At 31.5% G+C, this 16,786-nt stretch carries 13 protein-coding genes and 1 other RNA gene; 6 read left to right on the plus strand and 8 right to left on the minus strand.

What is annotated here, in order from left to right; translation table 11 throughout:
* Nucleotides 1–5: 5 nt before the first annotated feature.
* Both RG22_RS14935 and RG22_RS14940 read left to right on the plus strand, forming a co-directional pair.
* Nucleotides 6–1,499, plus strand: a complete 1,494-nt coding sequence (locus tag RG22_RS14935) for a RagB/SusD family nutrient uptake outer membrane protein (RefSeq protein ID WP_034044706.1) — start codon at nucleotides 6–8, stop codon at nucleotides 1,497–1,499.
* 106 nt (nucleotides 1,500–1,605) lie between these two features.
* The gene (locus RG22_RS14940) at nucleotides 1,606–4,995 is read left to right on the plus strand and encodes a VCBS repeat-containing protein (RefSeq protein WP_081997744.1); all 3,390 of its coding nucleotides are present in this window, start codon (nucleotides 1,606–1,608) and stop codon (nucleotides 4,993–4,995) included.
* Between the two features lie 696 nt (nucleotides 4,996–5,691).
* Here the strand turns inward: RG22_RS14940 and ssrA are convergent.
* Nucleotides 5,692–6,087: a transfer-messenger RNA gene (ssrA, locus tag RG22_RS17710) on the minus strand.
* Nucleotides 6,088–6,458: 371 nt separating this feature from the next.
* Between ssrA and RG22_RS14945 the strand changes: the two genes are divergently transcribed.
* Together RG22_RS14945 and RG22_RS14950 are read left to right on the plus strand one after the other, a co-directional pair.
* Nucleotides 6,459–7,664: an NAD(P)-dependent oxidoreductase gene (locus RG22_RS14945; RefSeq protein WP_034046168.1), complete on the plus strand. Its 1,206-nt coding sequence runs from the start codon at nucleotides 6,459–6,461 to the stop codon at nucleotides 7,662–7,664.
* A gap of 78 nt (nucleotides 7,665–7,742) precedes the next feature.
* Nucleotides 7,743–8,255 (plus strand): hypothetical protein, encoded by a 513-nt coding sequence (locus RG22_RS14950; RefSeq protein ID WP_034044710.1) that lies wholly within the window; start codon nucleotides 7,743–7,745, stop codon nucleotides 8,253–8,255.
* A gap of 74 nt (nucleotides 8,256–8,329) precedes the next feature.
* Here RG22_RS14950 and RG22_RS14955 read toward each other — a convergent pair whose 3' ends face one another.
* From RG22_RS14955 to RG22_RS14980, 6 genes are all read right to left on the minus strand, one after another.
* Nucleotides 8,330–8,995: a DUF1361 domain-containing protein gene (locus RG22_RS14955; RefSeq protein WP_034044712.1), complete on the minus strand. Its 666-nt coding sequence runs from the start codon at nucleotides 8,993–8,995 to the stop codon at nucleotides 8,330–8,332.
* Complete coding sequence (locus RG22_RS18295; RefSeq protein ID WP_034044714.1) at nucleotides 8,983–9,360, minus strand: ribosomal maturation YjgA family protein; 378 nt, start codon at nucleotides 9,358–9,360, stop codon at nucleotides 8,983–8,985. The genes RG22_RS14955 and RG22_RS18295 overlap by 13 nt, the downstream gene beginning before the upstream one ends.
* A gap of 467 nt (nucleotides 9,361–9,827) precedes the next feature.
* The gene (gene creD, locus RG22_RS14965; protein ID WP_034044716.1) at nucleotides 9,828–11,204 is read right to left on the minus strand and encodes a cell envelope integrity protein CreD; all 1,377 of its coding nucleotides are present in this window, start codon (nucleotides 11,202–11,204) and stop codon (nucleotides 9,828–9,830) included.
* A gap of 52 nt (nucleotides 11,205–11,256) precedes the next feature.
* A complete protein-coding gene (locus RG22_RS14970) occupies nucleotides 11,257–11,550 on the minus strand; it encodes a winged helix-turn-helix domain-containing protein (RefSeq protein ID WP_034044718.1) in 294 nt (97 codons plus the stop codon).
* A gap of 49 nt (nucleotides 11,551–11,599) precedes the next feature.
* Nucleotides 11,600–12,205, minus strand: a complete 606-nt coding sequence (locus RG22_RS14975) for a hypothetical protein (RefSeq protein ID WP_034044719.1) — start codon at nucleotides 12,203–12,205, stop codon at nucleotides 11,600–11,602.
* A 67-nt stretch (nucleotides 12,206–12,272) separates the two neighbouring features.
* Complete coding sequence (locus RG22_RS14980; RefSeq protein ID WP_034044721.1) at nucleotides 12,273–13,259, minus strand: transglutaminase domain-containing protein; 987 nt, start codon at nucleotides 13,257–13,259, stop codon at nucleotides 12,273–12,275.
* Nucleotides 13,260–13,285: 26 nt separating this feature from the next.
* Between RG22_RS14980 and RG22_RS14985 the strand changes: the two genes are divergently transcribed.
* Nucleotides 13,286–13,663: a DUF1801 domain-containing protein gene (locus RG22_RS14985; RefSeq protein WP_034044723.1), complete on the plus strand. Its 378-nt coding sequence runs from the start codon at nucleotides 13,286–13,288 to the stop codon at nucleotides 13,661–13,663.
* 71 nt (nucleotides 13,664–13,734) lie between these two features.
* On the opposite strand, the gene kdsA is transcribed toward RG22_RS14985, so the two are convergent.
* Nucleotides 13,735–14,553: a 3-deoxy-8-phosphooctulonate synthase gene (gene kdsA / locus RG22_RS14990; protein WP_034044725.1), complete on the minus strand. Its 819-nt coding sequence runs from the start codon at nucleotides 14,551–14,553 to the stop codon at nucleotides 13,735–13,737.
* Nucleotides 14,554–14,934: 381 nt separating this feature from the next.
* Between kdsA and typA the strand changes: the two genes are divergently transcribed.
* Nucleotides 14,935–16,734, plus strand: a complete 1,800-nt coding sequence (gene typA / locus RG22_RS14995; protein WP_034044726.1) for a translational GTPase TypA — start codon at nucleotides 14,935–14,937, stop codon at nucleotides 16,732–16,734.
* The last annotated feature ends 52 nt before the right edge of the window (nucleotides 16,735–16,786 follow it).

Here is a 16,786-nt window from a genome sequence, read left to right on the forward strand (position 1 = left end):
TCATTATGAAAACATATATAAAATTTATTTTGGGATTATCCCTTATATTAACCTCCTGTACAAAAGATGTCCTTGAGGTAGCTTCATCTACAAATATTTCATCAGAAACATTTTGGAAAACAGAAGCAGATGCTCGCTTAGCTTTAAATGGTATCTATAGTACTTTATCTGGCTTAGAGCAAAATTATATCTATTATGATGTAATGTCTGATAATGCTTATAACAATTATCCTTGGGAAGGCTATAAAGCAGTTGCAGATGGAACCCATGACGCCCGCGGACCAGGAGTAATTAGTTGGATATGGTCTGCTTGTTTTCAGGGTATTGGAAGGGCTAATGTGTTATTAGATAACATTGATAATGTGGAAGGGTTAGATGAGGACTTTAAAAATTCTTCTAAAGGAGAAGCTTTATTTCTTAGAGCATATTTTTATTTTAAACTAACAGACTTTTATGGTGGAGTTCCTTTGATTTTAGAAAGTCCAAAAATAGAACATTCTGAATTACCTAGAGATACAAAAGATGCTGTAGTAAGTCAAGTTATTACTGATTTAGATCAGGCATTTACTTTATTGCCTTCTAATCAATCAGAAAAGGGTAAAGCAACTAAGGGAGCTGCCAAGGCTTTAAAAGCAAGGGTTTTGTTATATAATAATCGTTGGTCAGAAGCAGCAACTGTAGCTCAAGAAGTAATGGGAATGGGATATTCATTATTCCCTAATTATAGAGACCTTTTTCGTGAGGCAAATGAAAACAATGAAGAAGTTATTTTTGATGTGCAATATAAGTCTCCTGAGCAAGGTAATTTTATAGAACTATACTTAGGTAGTTATACTGTTGGAGGTTGGTCTTCTGTGGTGCCATTACAAAATATGATTGATGAATATAAAATGACAGATGGAATGTCTATAGCAGATTCTCCTTTATATGACCCTGCAAATCCTTACGATAATAGAGATCCAAGATTAAAACAAACGGTTTCCGTACCAGGGGCTACTATTAACGGAATAGTAGGTCATGTGGGTGAATTTGGAGGATATATGTTTAAAAAATACACTGAATATGACGAAACTGGAGTGGTTTCTCCAACGCCTTACCCTACTAGAACAGGTCAAAATGTTATCATAATGAGATTAGCTAGTGTATTACTAACTTACGCTGAAGCTCAAAATGAAGCTGTTGGACCAGATACATCTGTATATAATGCGATTAATGCGATTAGGGCTAGGCCAAGTGTTAATATGCCCCCATTACCATCAGGGTTAACTAAGGAGCAAATGCGTGAAGCAATAAGACATGAGCGTAGAGTTGAGTTGCTTCTTGAAGGGACAAGATATTCAGACATAAGAAGATGGGGTATAGCTGAACAAGTAATGAATGGATTAGTAGATCCAGGTGGTACAAGAACATTTAATCCTAACAGAGATTATTTATTTCCAATTCCAGCTGCAGAGTTTGATATAGAAGGAACGGCATTACAACAAAACCCTAATTATTGATTATTTAGTAACCAAATTTTTTAGAGTTAGTTTTATTTGATAAAAATGAGGTTTGTATTTATACAGCCTCATTTTGTTTACATATTTTGAGGACAATTATTTTATTATGTATATAAATCGCAATTTATTATTGGGGTTCTGTTTGATGATTATATTTTCTTGTAAAAAAGAAGATAATAATAAATCTCCTATTGATAAAAATATTCCTAATTCTCTTTTTACAATTGTTTCTTCTAATATATCTAACATTAATTTTAAAAACGAGTTAAAGGAGTCAACAACTATGAATGGTTTGCTTTACGAATATTTTTATAATGGAGGAGGAGTAGCTGTTGGTGATTTAAATGGTGATGATTTACCTGATATTTATTTTATTTCAAATTTAAAATCAAATAAGCTTTTCTTAAATAAAGGAAATTTGAAGTTTGAAGATGTTACTAAAATTACATTGACTAAAGGTAAATATGGCTTTCCCACTGGAGTAACTATGGTAGATATTAATGCAGATGAGAAATTAGATATTTACATATCTAAATCAGGAAAATTCAATGATCCAAATAAAAGACGGAATGAATTATACATTAATAAAGGAAATAATTCTGATGGAATCCCAATATTTGAGGAGAATGCTAAAGAATATGGATTAGATTTACCACATTTTTCAACCCAAGCATCTTTTTTTGACTATGATAGAGATGGCGATCTAGATATGTTTCTAATTAATCATGGTATTTTATTATATCCAGATGAGGCTATTGAAGAATTAATGAATACCGAGTCAAAATTTCAAGGTGAACGTTTATTTAGAAATGACAATGGTAAATTTACCGATGTAACTACAAACAGTGGTATTATAAATAACTTAATAGGTTATGGTTTAGGGCTGTCAATAGGTGATTTAAATAATGATGGTTGGCCAGATATTTTGGTTGGGCATGATTACTCTGAAAAAGATCATCTTTATTTGAACCAAAAGAATGGAGCTTTTAAAGAAGTCATAAAAGAAACTACAGGACACATCTCTAATTTTTCAATGGGAAATGATATCGCAGATTTTAATAATGATGGTTTATTAGATTTTATTTCTCTTGATATGATGTCTGAACATAACTATGATATTAAAACAAGTATGAGTGGGATGAATCCTGATAGGTTTTATAAACATGTTAACTCAGGATTACATCATCAATATATGTATAATGCTTTGCAAGTTAACAATGGGGTTCATAATAAGTTGCCTAGATTTTCAGATATTGCGCAATTAGCGGGTGTTTCAAGTACAGATTGGAGTTGGGGACCATTATTCTTTGACATGGATAATGATGGATTAAAGGATTTATTTGTTGCTAATGGCATTAAAGGTGATTTTAGAAATAATGATTTTGTAAATTATAGAAAGAAAAAGCAAAAGGAGATATTACAACTAAAAAAAGAAGGAAAAAGCTTCGATCAACAAGCATATGTTAGAGATATTATCTCACATATGCCACAACGAAAAAAGATAAATTATTTTTTTAGAAACAATGGCGACCTTACTTTTAAACATGATAGTTTACAAGGTAAAAATAATATTGCAGTCAATTCTAATGGAGCTGCTTATGCTGATTTTGATAATGATGGAGATTTAGATTTGGTAGTGAATAATTCTGATGATAAATCATTCATTTATAAAAACAACACATCTGAGAAAGGGTTAGGGAACTTTTTGAAAATTAAACTAATAGGATCAGAGTATAATTCTTTAGGTATTGGATCTAGATTGATTGCTAAAGATGAAAACGGTAAACAGATATTAGAGCAATACCTCACTAGAGGGTTTCAGTCTTCTGTTTCCGAAATATTACATTTTGGTTTAGGTAAAAAAAATAATTTAAAAGAGTTACAGGTTATATGGCCAGATGGGAAAATTCAATATGTTAATAATATAAAAGCTAACCAAACAATTACAATAGATTATAAAGATGCTATAGCTAAAGAGTTACATATTGAAAAAACAACACCAATTTTTAAAGATATTACAAAAGATTCTAAAATAAGTTTTAAACATTTTGAGAATGAATTTGATGATTTTGAAAAAGAAAGTTTGTTGCCTCATAAAATGTCAAACTTTGGACCTAGTTTAGCCGTAGGCGATGTTAATAATGATGGGTTAGAAGATTTTTATTTAGGAGGTGCCAAAGGCTATGTAGGCAAATTATATATTCAAACAAGTAATAAAGATTTTGTTGAAAAGACAAGCAAAGTTTGGGATAAAGATATTAATAGTGAAGATATTGGAGCAGAATTATTTGATGTTGATAATGATGGTGATTTAGATTTATATGTTGTAAGCGGAGGAAATGAATTTAAGGAGAATGACATCAGTTTACAAGACAGACTTTATCTAAATGATGGTAAAGGCAACTATATAAAAGCACATGGTGTGTTACCTAAAATGCTAACCAGTGGTTCTGTTGTTAAACCTTGCGATTTCGATGATGATGGCGATACAGATTTATTTGTTGGAGGTAGGTTAATTCCTGGAAAATACCCTTATCCTGCTAAAAGCTATATTTTAGAAAATAAATCTGAGAGCGGAAAATTAATATTTAAAGATGTCACTGAAAAAGTAGCTCCATATTTTAAAGAATTAGGATTAATAACAGATGCTGAATGGGTAGATGTTACTGGGGACAATAAAAAAGACTTAGTTGTAGTTGGAGAGTGGACACCTATTTTAATATTTAAAAATGAAGAAAATAACTTTGTAAATATTACTGCAAGTTCTGGGTTAAATGATAAAACAGGTTGGTGGTATAGTGTAGCTTCTGCAGATATGGATAATGATGGAGATATGGATCTTGTGGTTGGTAATTTAGGTAAAAATTATAAATATAAAGCAAGTGTTGATGCTCCTTTTGGTGTTCACACTACAGATTTCGATAATAATGGAACTTTGGATATTGTTTTATGCTATTATGATTTAGGTAAAAACTACCCTTTGCGTGGGCGATCATGTAGTTCTGCTCAGATGCCTTTTATTAAAAAGAAATTTCCAACTTATAACGATTTTGGTCAAGCAACATTAGTAGATGTTTATGGGGATATTTTAGATAACTCGCTTAAATATTTAGCTACCACATTTGCTTCATGTTATATTGAAAACCTTGGAGATGGCACTTTTAATGTAACTGATTTACCTAATAAGGCTCAGTTTTCTTCTATAAATGATATCATTTTAGATGATATAGATAATGATGGGTTTAAGGATATTATATCTGTCGGTAATTTATATGCTTCCGAAATTGAAACACCAAGAAATGATGCAGGTTACGGTTTGCTACTAAAAGGTAATGGTCAGGAATATTTCACTCCAGTTTCATCAACAGAAAGTGGTCTTTTTATTAGAGGAGATACAAAAATAATGAAACCTATTAAGTTAGGAGATAGTATGGAACGGGGAATAATTTTTGCTAAAAATAATGATTTTATTCAACTTATTAATCTTAATAAATAAGTGGAGTTACTACATTTACTCGGACAGAGTTTTAAGACTGTTTACTTAAAAACATAAAAATAAGAAGAAGTCCATTAAGTTATCAGCGAGAAAGCGTTAAAAAAAATAGCAGATGAACTAGGGGTTCAAGTGCAACGTATTTATAAATAGAGAGCAGTTCAAAAAACAAATCCAACTTCAAAGATTATCCAAAAACCATCACCAGATATTCTTTAAAAGTAAAACAATTGCGCAAAGCACTTAAAGAAAAGGTTAAAACACTGCAATTTCATTACAGTTACTTTAGTTTCTATAAATGTTTTAGGTTTGTTGAATAGCAAACAACCGAAGTAATTTCCATTCGATAAGTAATTTAAGTTGTAACATAGTTTGAGCGACAAAGTATAGTTATCAAGTTCTCCAAGGCGATTTACAAAGTAGAAGTCTAGTATAATAGAAAGCGTTTGTATTCTTCTTTGGGATATAGAACACCATTTATTGAATACCTAAAGCAGCATTATAAATTAGTTTCAGTAGAACAAAAATAGAAGTTACTAAGTTCGACATTTCCTGAAAATCTCTTTTTTGAATAAAGAAAGTAAATGTCGAACGACTAGAATCAAATGATGTTTTAAGGTTTATTTTATTTTGCAGATATACAGTGATTTAGATAATAAAAAAGAGGACAATTTTCAACTAAATTGAAATTGTCCTCTCTAGTGGAGCCGGAGAGAATCGAACTCTCGTCCAAACAAGTAACCAAAGAGCTTTCTACACGTTTATTCTTTTCTTGAGTTTTCGATTATAAGCTGGTTAAAGACAACCCACTTATAACTTATCTTTTTTAGTTTCAAAAAGGCATCAAAGCGCTACCCAATCTATATTGACATTTACGATGCCTCAAAATGGAACGCCGCCAATCAAGGCTTTCCAGAGACATAAAGCTTGTACACCTTGTGTACCTAGGCTAATCTTACTATAAATTCAGATTATGCAGCTAAAGCGTAGTTATTCTCGCCGTTTAAAATTTGGTCTAGCCTTTTACGTGTTTCAATGCCATTACACGACGTGCTTACCATTCAATTAATCTCGCTGTCAAAACCAGTCGACCCCATTATTTTAATGAAATAGTAAATTTTAATTTATGTAATTGAATTAATCCCGAACTTGCTAGTGCTGAATTTATTTCAGTATTTCGGGAACTCATCAAATATAGTAAACTAATTATTTGGGCGTTACCCACTTTTGCTTTTAATGGCAAAAGTGCGTCAGGCTTTCGGCAGTCGCTTTTTTTATGAAAAATAAAAAAGAGCTCCAACAATGCCTCAATCCTTAACGTGGGCAGCAAAGGTATCAAAAAGTTTTAATAACTAAACAGATACATAATTATATATGCAAAATTTATACCAAATTAATATACCATTCACTAGTTGTCAGTTAATAAAAATTTTATCAAATTAGCACAAACAAATTAAACAATGCCTATAAAATTTGCTATTATAAAAGAACGTAAAAATCCACCAGACAGACGCGTCGTGTTTTCACCAGAAAAATTTGCAGAAACCAAAGCAAAATTTCCCCAAGGAGAATTTAAAGTCGAAGCGTCCAATATTCGTGTGTTTCCAGATAATCAATATAAAAACAAAGGATTTGAAGTTTTAAGTGATGTGTCAGATTGCAATGTTTTAATTGGTGTAAAAGAAGTACCCATAGAAAATTTAATACCTAATAAAAAATACTTTTTCTTTTCGCATACCATTAAAAAGCAACCTTATAATCGTAAGCTACTTCAAGCAATTCTTGATAAAAATATTGAGCTTTACGATCACGAAACCATTGTAAATAAAGAAGGTTTTAGATTAATTGGTTTCGGACGTTATGCAGGTTTAGTTGGTGCTTACAATGGGTTTAGAGCTTTGGGATTACGAGATAACTTATTCAACTTGCCAAAAGTAGAAACGCTTGCTGATTTAGACGCTGTTAAAGCAGAATTAGATAAAATTAAGCTTCCAAATATTAAAATTCTACTTTCCGGAACTGGAAAAGTAGCCCATGGTGCAAAAGAAATTTTAGATCATTTAAAAATAAAACAAGTAAGTGACGCTTTGTATTTAACATCAAAATTTACCGAACCTGTATATTGTTTGGTCGATGTTATGGAATACAGCAAACGTAAAGACGGTAAAGTAGGCGATAAGTGGGAATTTTATAAAGATCCAACAGGTTACGAAAGTAATTTTATGCCCTATGCAAAGGAAGCCGACTTTTTTATTGCGGGGCATTTTTATGGTAATAATGCACCATATTTATTTACTAGAGAAGATGCAAAACATCCCGATTTTAATATCAATTTAGTAGCCGATATCTCTTGCGATGTCGATGGTCCAGTTGCATCAACATTGCGTGCTTCAACTATTGCAGAGCCTTTTTACGGATATGATCCACAAACCGAAAGCGAAGTAACATTTAATTCACCAAATGCCATAACCGTTATGGCAGTCGATAATTTGCCATGCGAACTCCCAAAAGATGCTAGTGAAGGTTTTGGCAATATGTTTTTAGAACACGTAATTCCTGCGTTTTTTAATAACGATGCCGATGGTGTTTTAAAACGTGCCAAAATTACAGAAAACGGAAAACTCACTGAACGCTTTGTCTATTTACAAGGTTATGTTGATGGATTAGAATAAATAAATATTGTAAATGTCTAATATTCAAATAAATAAATTATCTTTCAATATTAATAACTAATCAAAATCAAAGTAATTATGAAAATTATGTATTCAATGTTGTGCTTAGCCTTATTAATTGTTGGGTGTAAAGCAGAACCAGACAATTCTGCTAATGAATTATTTGCAAAAAACTCAGAGACAATTTTGAAATCAATTTCAAATTGGGAAAATGAAACACCAGATTACTCAATTTATGCCGAAAATGCTGTGGCTTTAAGCACGCGCTTTGGAGCAGAGGTGGACACAGTAATGGTTCTTAGTGAAGAATCTAAAGCCAGTGATAAAGCATTCTTAGAAAGATTTGATTTTAAATTTTTAAATAATCCACCAGTTTTATTGCCAGGTGTTAATGCAGATACTAAATTGCCAGACGGTTCGGTACGTTATTATGGGGCTTGGGAAGTTACTTTATCAGCTACAGATTCTACCGAGGCTAAATCTGGAATTATTAAATTATATAATTCTTATGATTTTGATGCCAATGGGAAAATTATTTATCAACAAGGTTATGGCGACTACAGTGGTATAATGAATTATTTAAATGAATAATTGATATTTAAAAAATAAAATATAAAACCACCTATTTTTACTTTTTGGTGGTTTTTTAATTCCATATAGTTACTTTAATCTATTTGATTGTTATAAACTTGTTTAAACACCCAATATCCAACACTCAAAAATATTCCAAAGAGTATTGTAAATAACCAAGCTTCCTGATGCGCAAATGGTTTTATAGTTATGTTTATAACATCTACAAATAAATATTTGGGGTTGCTTAAAATCTCCCAAGAATTATAGCGTAAAAACCGCCCTAAATAAATACCAAACCCAGATAGGAAAATGGTTATTGTTATGATGTAGTTTACTTTCTTTTTGATTATGAAAGTTTGTAAAATAGTTTTCATATCGCTAATAGATAAATAGAATAGCACTAAACCATTTAAAGCAAAAGATATTATAACTAAAATATCTAACCATAATAAATGTGTGGTGCTTATTTTTAAATGCAATAAATCGGTTACTATATAAGGTGCATTAGGTAAAAAAAGCAGCCATACACTAAACCAAAGCACCAATACAAATTTATTAAGTTTGGGTACACTTACTAAATATGTGGTTATGACAAAAGGAATGGCTGCTAAAAACAAATTCCATACTAAAAACAAATAGAAGAAAGAGTGTGTTAACTTCATTCTAATCATTAATAAAATGATACTAAATAGCATGGAAACACTAACTAAAGCAAATGTTTTGAATCGGGATAAAAAGAGGTGTTTTATGTAATCCATAGTTTGTAAATTTTATATTCAAAAATTATTATGGTAATAATGCCAAGTGAATATGCAACTAAATCTGATGTGTGAAATGTGCTTCCTAAAATTACTTTCGCTAGGTAATTATCCTGTAAATTAAATAGTTCGAGATAGTTTGTTAACTGTAAAAACTCTATAACGAAGGCAATCATTAAAGCTGAAATAGCAATTTTGAAATGGTGGTCTTTTATGAAGATTTTGAAGAAACAATAGAGTAGAATAACACAGAGAAAATCGCCAAATGTGTATCTTATAAAGCCTGTTTCTAGGAATATAGCTATAAGTGCTTCTGTAATAAAGAGAAGCAAAGCAATTATGAAGTATGTGCTACTGAATCTCATTTTATAAAAAATTTATTAATAAATAGAAGTATATAATGGCGATTGGAATATTTGCTAATACTATGCCTATTGTTTTTAGTATTTCCCACTTATCTGTATTTCCTACTAAGCCAAATAATAAGACTAGGAGTGATATGGTATTAATTATTACTGCGGATATTATGAATATAATGCCTATTTGAATTAGATTATTTGAATTGAAACGGTATAGTTGTAAAGTGAGTAGGATAGTTCCTATTACAAGGCTTAAAACAGCTATGGTTTTACTGGTTGTTATAAAATGTTTCATATAGTTACAATTTGCGTAAGGGATTGCAGTGGATAGCCCATAGCCCGACGAAGGAGGTACGAGGACTTGGAACTAAACATTTATGTTCATGAATTCCAAAATTTATAATAAAGTGTATGAATAAAAGCGCGGCCCCGATTTTTCATCGGGGTAACGCCCAAATAATTAACTAATAAAATTATCCGTTGTTCCAATCTATTTTTCGTGATACAAACATGACGATAGCTAGGATTAGGAATAGCCCAATGCTGCCTACTAAGAGTGCATAATTTTCTAATTGGATGATGACGTAAATGAATGTGTATAAAGCGGTTAATGATAGCCCGATAAATATGGGGAATTTGATGGTTTTAAGGATGGATTTTGAGTAAAGTGTAATGAGGCTGATTACCGAAACGCCAGCAATTAAGTAAGCTTTTAGGAAATTACTATGTTCTGATATGGATACTAATAGCGTGTAAAACATGGTGAGTGCAAGCCCGATCATTAAATACTGAAACGGATGTATATTTATTTTGCTTAGGGTTTGGATTAGGAAAAATACAAGAAAGGTTAAGCCTATAACGAGGAATCCGTATTTGGCGGAGCGTTCACTTTTTTGGTATTCATCAACAGGAATCATAAAATTGACTCCAAATGCAAATTCTTTTAAATCTGGAATGTTATTGAAATGTTCTTGTGAGAACGGGCGATTGAGGTCTAAAATTTTCCATTTGGCATTAAAGCCTTCATCTGTGATTTTATCTTCATTGTATGGTAGGAATTCGCCAAAGAAGTTAGCTGTTTTCCAGTTTGATTTTATTTGTGCTTCGGTACGTTTGCCTGTTGGAATAAAGCGAATTTGTTTGCTTCCTTTGATGTTGAAATCGATATTAAAAGCTAAAGGTTTTTGAAAATTGAGTTGGTCTGCTTTGATGTTCTTTGATTCTAGGGCATGCAAAACAACTTCGTTATACTTATATGTTTTTTTTCCATTGTATTTTGATGTGAGTTGATACGCCGTATTGTTTAGTTTTAAATTAGCTTCGTTTACACCTTTGACGTTAGAGGACTGAATGATGATTTTTGCTTTGTCCCATAGAATGTCCTGGTCTTTGATTTCAATATCACTGAAATCTGGTTTCAGGAAAGCTCCCGTAATATTCATGTTACTATTGTAAACGGCAGTTGTGTAAATACCACGTTTTTTTGTTTCGGGGTTTATGTTGGTACTGATGTTTAAGTTTTCTGAAAAGAAATAGGCGTTGCGAATTTCTTCTATAGTCTCAGTGTATACTTGTTTTGTTTTTTTATCTGTTACTGTTTTTTGTTTGTATGTTTTGTATGGTACTTTTAAAATAGGCCCGTAAATGAGGACTTCGTTTCCCCATTGTTCGTTTATTTCTTCTATAACTTCGGTTTGCCTGAATGAGCGTTCTTGAATTAAATTTTGAATAAAGAACAAGGGGATGAGGAGTACAAAGGTTAAGAAACCTACCATAAGCATTCTTGCTGTGATAGATGTTTTTAGCCAATTTCCGAATTTGTTTTGCTGAGGTTTTTGTGATTCTTCCATGATATATAATTTAAAGTACTTTGAATTACAAAGTAAGTTGATAAAAAAAATGTTATTGTTTATTAATTAATTTTTCGAGGGCGTTTATGTGTTTTTTAAATTCTGCTTTTCCTAATGTTGTAGTAGAGTAGCGGGTGTTAGGTTTTCGTCCAATAAATTGCTTTTCTACTTTAATGTATTCCACTTTTTCTAAGGCTTTGGTATGGCTTGCTAAATTACCATCTGTAGTACCTAAAAGCTCTTTTAACATATTAAAATCGGCATATTCATTCACCATTAGAATGGACATGATGCCTAATCTAATTCTGTGATCGAATGCTTTATTTATGTTGGTTATTATGCTCACTTTTTATAGTTCAAAGTTATTAGTTTAAAGTTACTGAAACTGACAACTATTATTTATCATATTTAAAATGCATCCAAGTACCGTAAATAATATGCATAAACCCAAAGCCTATTACCCAAAGCCAGAATCCGTAACCAGGGAATAGTGCTGCAATAAGCCCTAAGACTATTTGGATAAACCCTAAATACTTGATGTCTCCTATGCTGTATTTAGAAGCGTTTACTAATGCTAATCCATAAAAAATAAGCATTAAGCCTCCTGTATGTCCGTACTTTCCTTGGCTGAGGATAATTAATATATAAAGGCCACCCGCAACTAAAGGAATTAAAAAATTGAATACTAGTCTACGTGAAGTAGCATCCCAAATTTTTGCGCCGTGTTTTTTAGCTTTTCTTGTGGTTAATATTATTCCTGTAACTATACTAAAAAGGGCTACCATTAGTAATATTAATATACATAATCTGAATATTGTTCCATCTAGAATTAAATACCCTCTTACTGAAGTTGTAACTAACCAGTAAGCTATACCTGCACCAATTAATGCATAAATACCAGCAAGTATACCCGATAAACCACTAAGTGAAATAAAACGTGATGATTTATCCATCATGTTTTTAATCTCGCTAATGTCTTTTAAATAATCTTTTGATTCCATTTTAAAGTACTTTGAATTGCAAAGTAAATAAATATTTTTAAATTGCCATCATAATTTTTTGTTAAGTTTAAATAGAATGATTTTTTAATTCCACCTTTAATCCAATAGAAGCTTTTAGATTGTTATATATTATTAAGTGAGAATTCTTTTTATTACTGAACTTTATTTTGGAGAAAAACTGTCCTTCTTTATTCTTTTTTATTTTAAGTTTTTTTACTGAAGAATCGTTTTGATATTTATAGTGTAGAATGTTTCTTTTTGGAATTTTATCAAAAAGCAAGGTTATAATTTTTTTCTCATTTGAAACATAAATTGTACCGTCATGAGTTTTGGAAAGACGAAAATTTGCGTTAAAATAGTCAGAATAAAATATTGGAGTAGAAAAAAAAGTCTTTTTACTTATGGGCTTAGCTAATAATTGCCATTTCTGCTCTACAGGAAAGTGATGATTTATTAATGCTTTTGGGTTTGTAAAAAAGTAAAAATCATTAAATTTTTTTATGAATTTTTTTGTTGATGTATCTTGATAACCAGCAGCCCAAGTTACATCAACTAATTTCCATTCATTATTTACCTTCACAATATTCCACGCATGATCTTTATGTGTTTTATTGGCATCAATATCGCTAATATTAGATTTTGTAACTCCATAGATTACTTTAGATTTAACACCTAATTTTTCACCTAATTTTCTATATAAATGTGCATACCCAAAACAATTTGCTTTTCTAGATTTAAAAACATGATCAACTATTTTTGCTTCTCTTTTTTTTATCGTTCTTAAGCGCTGATATTCAGATTTATAAATTGCTATCATATTATTGTTATATACAACATTATAGTTGTTATTATATACAATATTTAATGCCACCCAAGTAAATGCAGCTCTTGTTTTCTCTTCATCTGTATTAAAATCATTAGAAATTCTAAAACATAGAGCATCAATGTTTTTATAATCTGGATAATTTGATACTTTTTTATCAATGATGTTATAATCTATTCCAAAACTATATAGTGAAATGAATAAGAATAAAATGTAAAAAAATAATCTCATATATTAAATATACATAAATTTGAAGAATGAAACCAGTTGACGAATATTTTATCAACCAAAAAGAACCCTATCAATCTATTATGCTTTATGTGCGTAGTGTTATTTTAGATACGCTACCAGAAGTAGAGGAGCGCTATAGCTATAAAATCCCATTCTATAATATTGGTAAAAAACCAATGATTTATTTGAACATCTTAAAAGGAAAAGATTATGTTGATGTCGCTTTTGTTCAAGGTATTTTATTTGAAAAAGATTTCCCAGTTTTGAAAAATGATAACAAACGGAAGCAAGTACGTTCTATTCAACTAAAATCTATAGAAGATTTAGACCACAAAAATTTTGTAGCGTTATTGCAAGTAGCAGCTCAGCAACTTAAAAAAAGTAAAAGGGCTTGGTTTATTTAGATTGAAAGTTGATTTTGAGTAACTTTTGAGGTTCTCAAAACCTAGCAGGATAATAGCGTTTTTATATGTATTTAAAGGCTATTAATCGTTTTTCTAATGGCAACTAAATTGGTTAATAATCCTTCTAAATTACCCAAATGCAACATATTGGCACCATCACTTTTTGCATTTGCAGGATCGAAATGCGTTTCAATAAATAGTCCATCAACATTATTTACAATACCAGCTCTAGCAATGGTTTCTATCATATCTGGTCGACCACCTGTAACACCTGCACTCTGATTTGGTTGTTGTAACGAGTGTGTTACATCTAAAACGGTTGGAGCAAATTTTCTCATAGTAGGAATACCACGAAAATCTACAATCATATCTTGATAACCAAACATAGTACCTCTATCTGTTATCCACGCTTTATCACTGCCAGCATCTTTTACTTTTTGCACAGCGTGTTTCATAGCTTCTGGACTCATAAATTGCCCTTTTTTTAAATTGACCACTTTCCCGGTTTTGGCTGCGGCAACAACTAAATCGGTTTGACGCACTAAAAAAGCTGGAATTTGTAGTACATCAACATATTGTGCAGCTAAAATGGCATCATTGGTTTCATGAATATCGGTAACCGTAGGCACATCAAACTTCTCAGAAACTTTTGCTAGAATTTCTAATGCTTTTTCGTTCCCAATTCCTGTAAAACTATCTATTCTACTTCTATTTGCTTTTTTAAAACTACCTTTAAAAACGTATGGAATTTCTAATTTATTGGTTATGCTAACTACTCTTTCGGCAATTCTAAAAGCCATGTCTTCACTTTCAATAGCACAAGGGCCACATAAAAGAAAGAAGTTGTTAGCGTGAGTATGCTTTATTTTTGGAATGTCTTGAAGATTCATAAAAATGGTTTCTGCAAATTAAAGCTACAAAGGTACTATTTGTAAACGTAAGTTTTATGTATAAGTTTAATTATCCATTTGTGGTTGCATTAGGGATAGAAACCCTTCGACTACGCTTAGGATAAATTCAATCTTTTTGTCTGGTTTAATAAGGTTTAATAATATGTAATTTAATGAAAAATGAGATACTAAACTTAGTAGAATACTTTGAGATAAAAAGATATAATGAATAGTTAGACCTTTTTGTAAATGAGTTAGTTATACTTCTATCAAAGCTTAAATTTTATAGCTATAAGAGGAAAAGCCCAAATAAAATATAAAATAGCTTAAATATATAAAAAATAAGTACCTTTGCACGCTTAAAATAAGGGAGCGCACATTATGGCTAACATTAAAAACATTGCAATTATTGCACACGTAGATCATGGTAAAACAACTTTGGTTGATAAAATTATGTACCACTGTCAGTTATTTCGTGAGAACGAAAACACAGGCGATTTAATTCTAGATAATAACGATTTAGAGCGCGAACGCGGTATTACTATTACATCTAAAAACGTTTCTGTAATTTATAAAGATACGAAAATTAACATTATAGATACCCCTGGTCACGCCGATTTTGGTGGAGAAGTAGAGCGTGTATTAAACATGGCTGATGGTGTTTTGCTTTTAGTTGATGCTTTTGAAGGGCCGATGCCACAAACGCGTTTTGTATTGCAAAAGGCGATTGATTTAGGCTTGAAACCTTGTGTGGTTGTCAATAAAGTTGATAAAGAAAATTGTACGCCAGATGAGGTACATGAAAAGGTATTCGATTTAATGTTTGAGCTTGGTGCAGAAGAGTGGCAATTAGATTTCCCAACCGTTTACGGTTCGGCAAAAAACAATTGGATGAGTGATGATTGGCAAAATGAAACAGATAATATTGAGCCTTTATTAGATATGGTAATTGCCCATATTCCAGCTCCGAAATTGCCGGTAGGTAATACGCAAATGCTAATTACGTCTTTAGACTTTTCGTCATTTACAGGGCGAATTGCTATTGGACGTTTAACTAGAGGCGAATTAAAAGTAGGACAAAATATTTCGTTAGTAAAACGAGATGGTTCTATTGTGAAAAATAAAATTAAAGAGCTTCATGTTTTTGAAGGACTTGGGCGTTTAAAAGTAGAGGAAGTTCAAACAGGAGATATTTGTGCTATCGTTGGTCTTGAAGGTTTTGAAATTGGTGATACGGTTGCCGATTTTGAAACACCTGAAGGTTTAAAAACCATTGCAATTGATGAGCCTACGATGAGTATGTTGTTTACCATTAACGATTCACCTTTCTTTGGAAAAGATGGGAAGTTTGTAACATCACGTCATATTAAAGACAGATTGAATAAAGAATTAGAAAAGAACTTAGCATTAAGAGTTGAAGAAACCGATAGTGCTGATAAATTTATGGTTTTTGGTCGTGGCGTTTTACACTTATCGGTTTTAATTGAAACCATGCGTCGTGAAGGTTACGAGTTACAAATTGGGCAACCACAAGTAATTATTAAAGAAGTAGATGGTGTAAAATGTGAGCCAGTTGAAGAAATGACTATAGATTTACCAGAAACTGTTTCTGGTAAAGCAATTGAAATGGTAACGCTTCGTAAAGGTGAAATGCTAAGTATGGAGGCGAAAGGTGATAGAATGGTTTGTGAGTTTTTAGTGCCATCTAGAGGCATTATAGGTTTGCGTAATCAATTGTTAACCGCTACAGCTGGTGAAGCCATTATGGCGCACCGTTTTAAAGAATATCAACCCTTAAAAGGAGGTATTCCAGAGCGTCAAAATGGAAGTTTAGTATCTATGGAAAAAGGACAAGCTATTCCTTATTCTATTGATAAATTACAAGATAGGGGTAAGTTTTTTGTTGATCCAGGTGAAGATATTTATGAGGGACAAGTTATAGGAGAAAACTCTCGTGGTGATGATATGACGGTTAACGTAACAAAGACTAAAAAGTTGAGTAATGTACGTTCGTCTGGGGCAGATGATAAGGCTAAAATTGTACCAGCTATAAAATTTAGTTTAGAAGAAGCTTTAGAATACATTCAAAAAGATGAGTATGTTGAGGTTACACCAAACTACTTGCGTTTACGTAAGGTCTTTTTAACAGAAGTTGAACGTAAAAGAAATAAATCAATCTAATTGATTACATTAGTACAAATTCTTTAAAGAGAAATTCTAATAGAATTTCTCT

The organism is Wocania ichthyoenteri Th78 (assembly GCF_000789235.1).
Lineage (GTDB): Bacteria > Bacteroidota > Bacteroidia > Flavobacteriales > Flavobacteriaceae > Wocania_A > Wocania_A ichthyoenteri.

What these genes read in the sequence shown, in the direction of transcription:
- RG22_RS14935 (WP_034044706.1), top strand. Translation starts at nt 6, where the DNA reads ATGAAAACATATATAAAATTTATTTTGGGATTATCCCTTATATTAACC.
- RG22_RS14940 (WP_081997744.1), top strand. Translation starts at nt 1,606, where the DNA reads ATGTATATAAATCGCAATTTATTATTGGGGTTCTGTTTGATGATTATA.
- RG22_RS14950 (WP_034044710.1), top strand. Translation starts at nt 7,743, where the DNA reads ATGAAAATTATGTATTCAATGTTGTGCTTAGCCTTATTAATTGTTGGG.
- RG22_RS14955 (WP_034044712.1), bottom strand. Translation starts at nt 8,995, where the DNA reads ATGGATTACATAAAACACCTCTTTTTATCCCGATTCAAAACATTTGCT.
- RG22_RS18295 (WP_034044714.1), bottom strand. Translation starts at nt 9,360, where the DNA reads ATGAGATTCAGTAGCACATACTTCATAATTGCTTTGCTTCTCTTTATT.
- creD (WP_034044716.1), bottom strand. Translation starts at nt 11,204, where the DNA reads ATGGAAGAATCACAAAAACCTCAGCAAAACAAATTCGGAAATTGGCTA.
- RG22_RS14975 (WP_034044719.1), bottom strand. Translation starts at nt 12,205, where the DNA reads ATGGAATCAAAAGATTATTTAAAAGACATTAGCGAGATTAAAAACATG.
- RG22_RS14980 (WP_034044721.1), bottom strand. Translation starts at nt 13,259, where the DNA reads ATGAGATTATTTTTTTACATTTTATTCTTATTCATTTCACTATATAGT.
- RG22_RS14985 (WP_034044723.1), top strand. Translation starts at nt 13,286, where the DNA reads ATGAAACCAGTTGACGAATATTTTATCAACCAAAAAGAACCCTATCAA.
- kdsA (WP_034044725.1), bottom strand. Translation starts at nt 14,553, where the DNA reads ATGAATCTTCAAGACATTCCAAAAATAAAGCATACTCACGCTAACAAC.
- typA (WP_034044726.1), top strand. Translation starts at nt 14,935, where the DNA reads ATGGCTAACATTAAAAACATTGCAATTATTGCACACGTAGATCATGGT.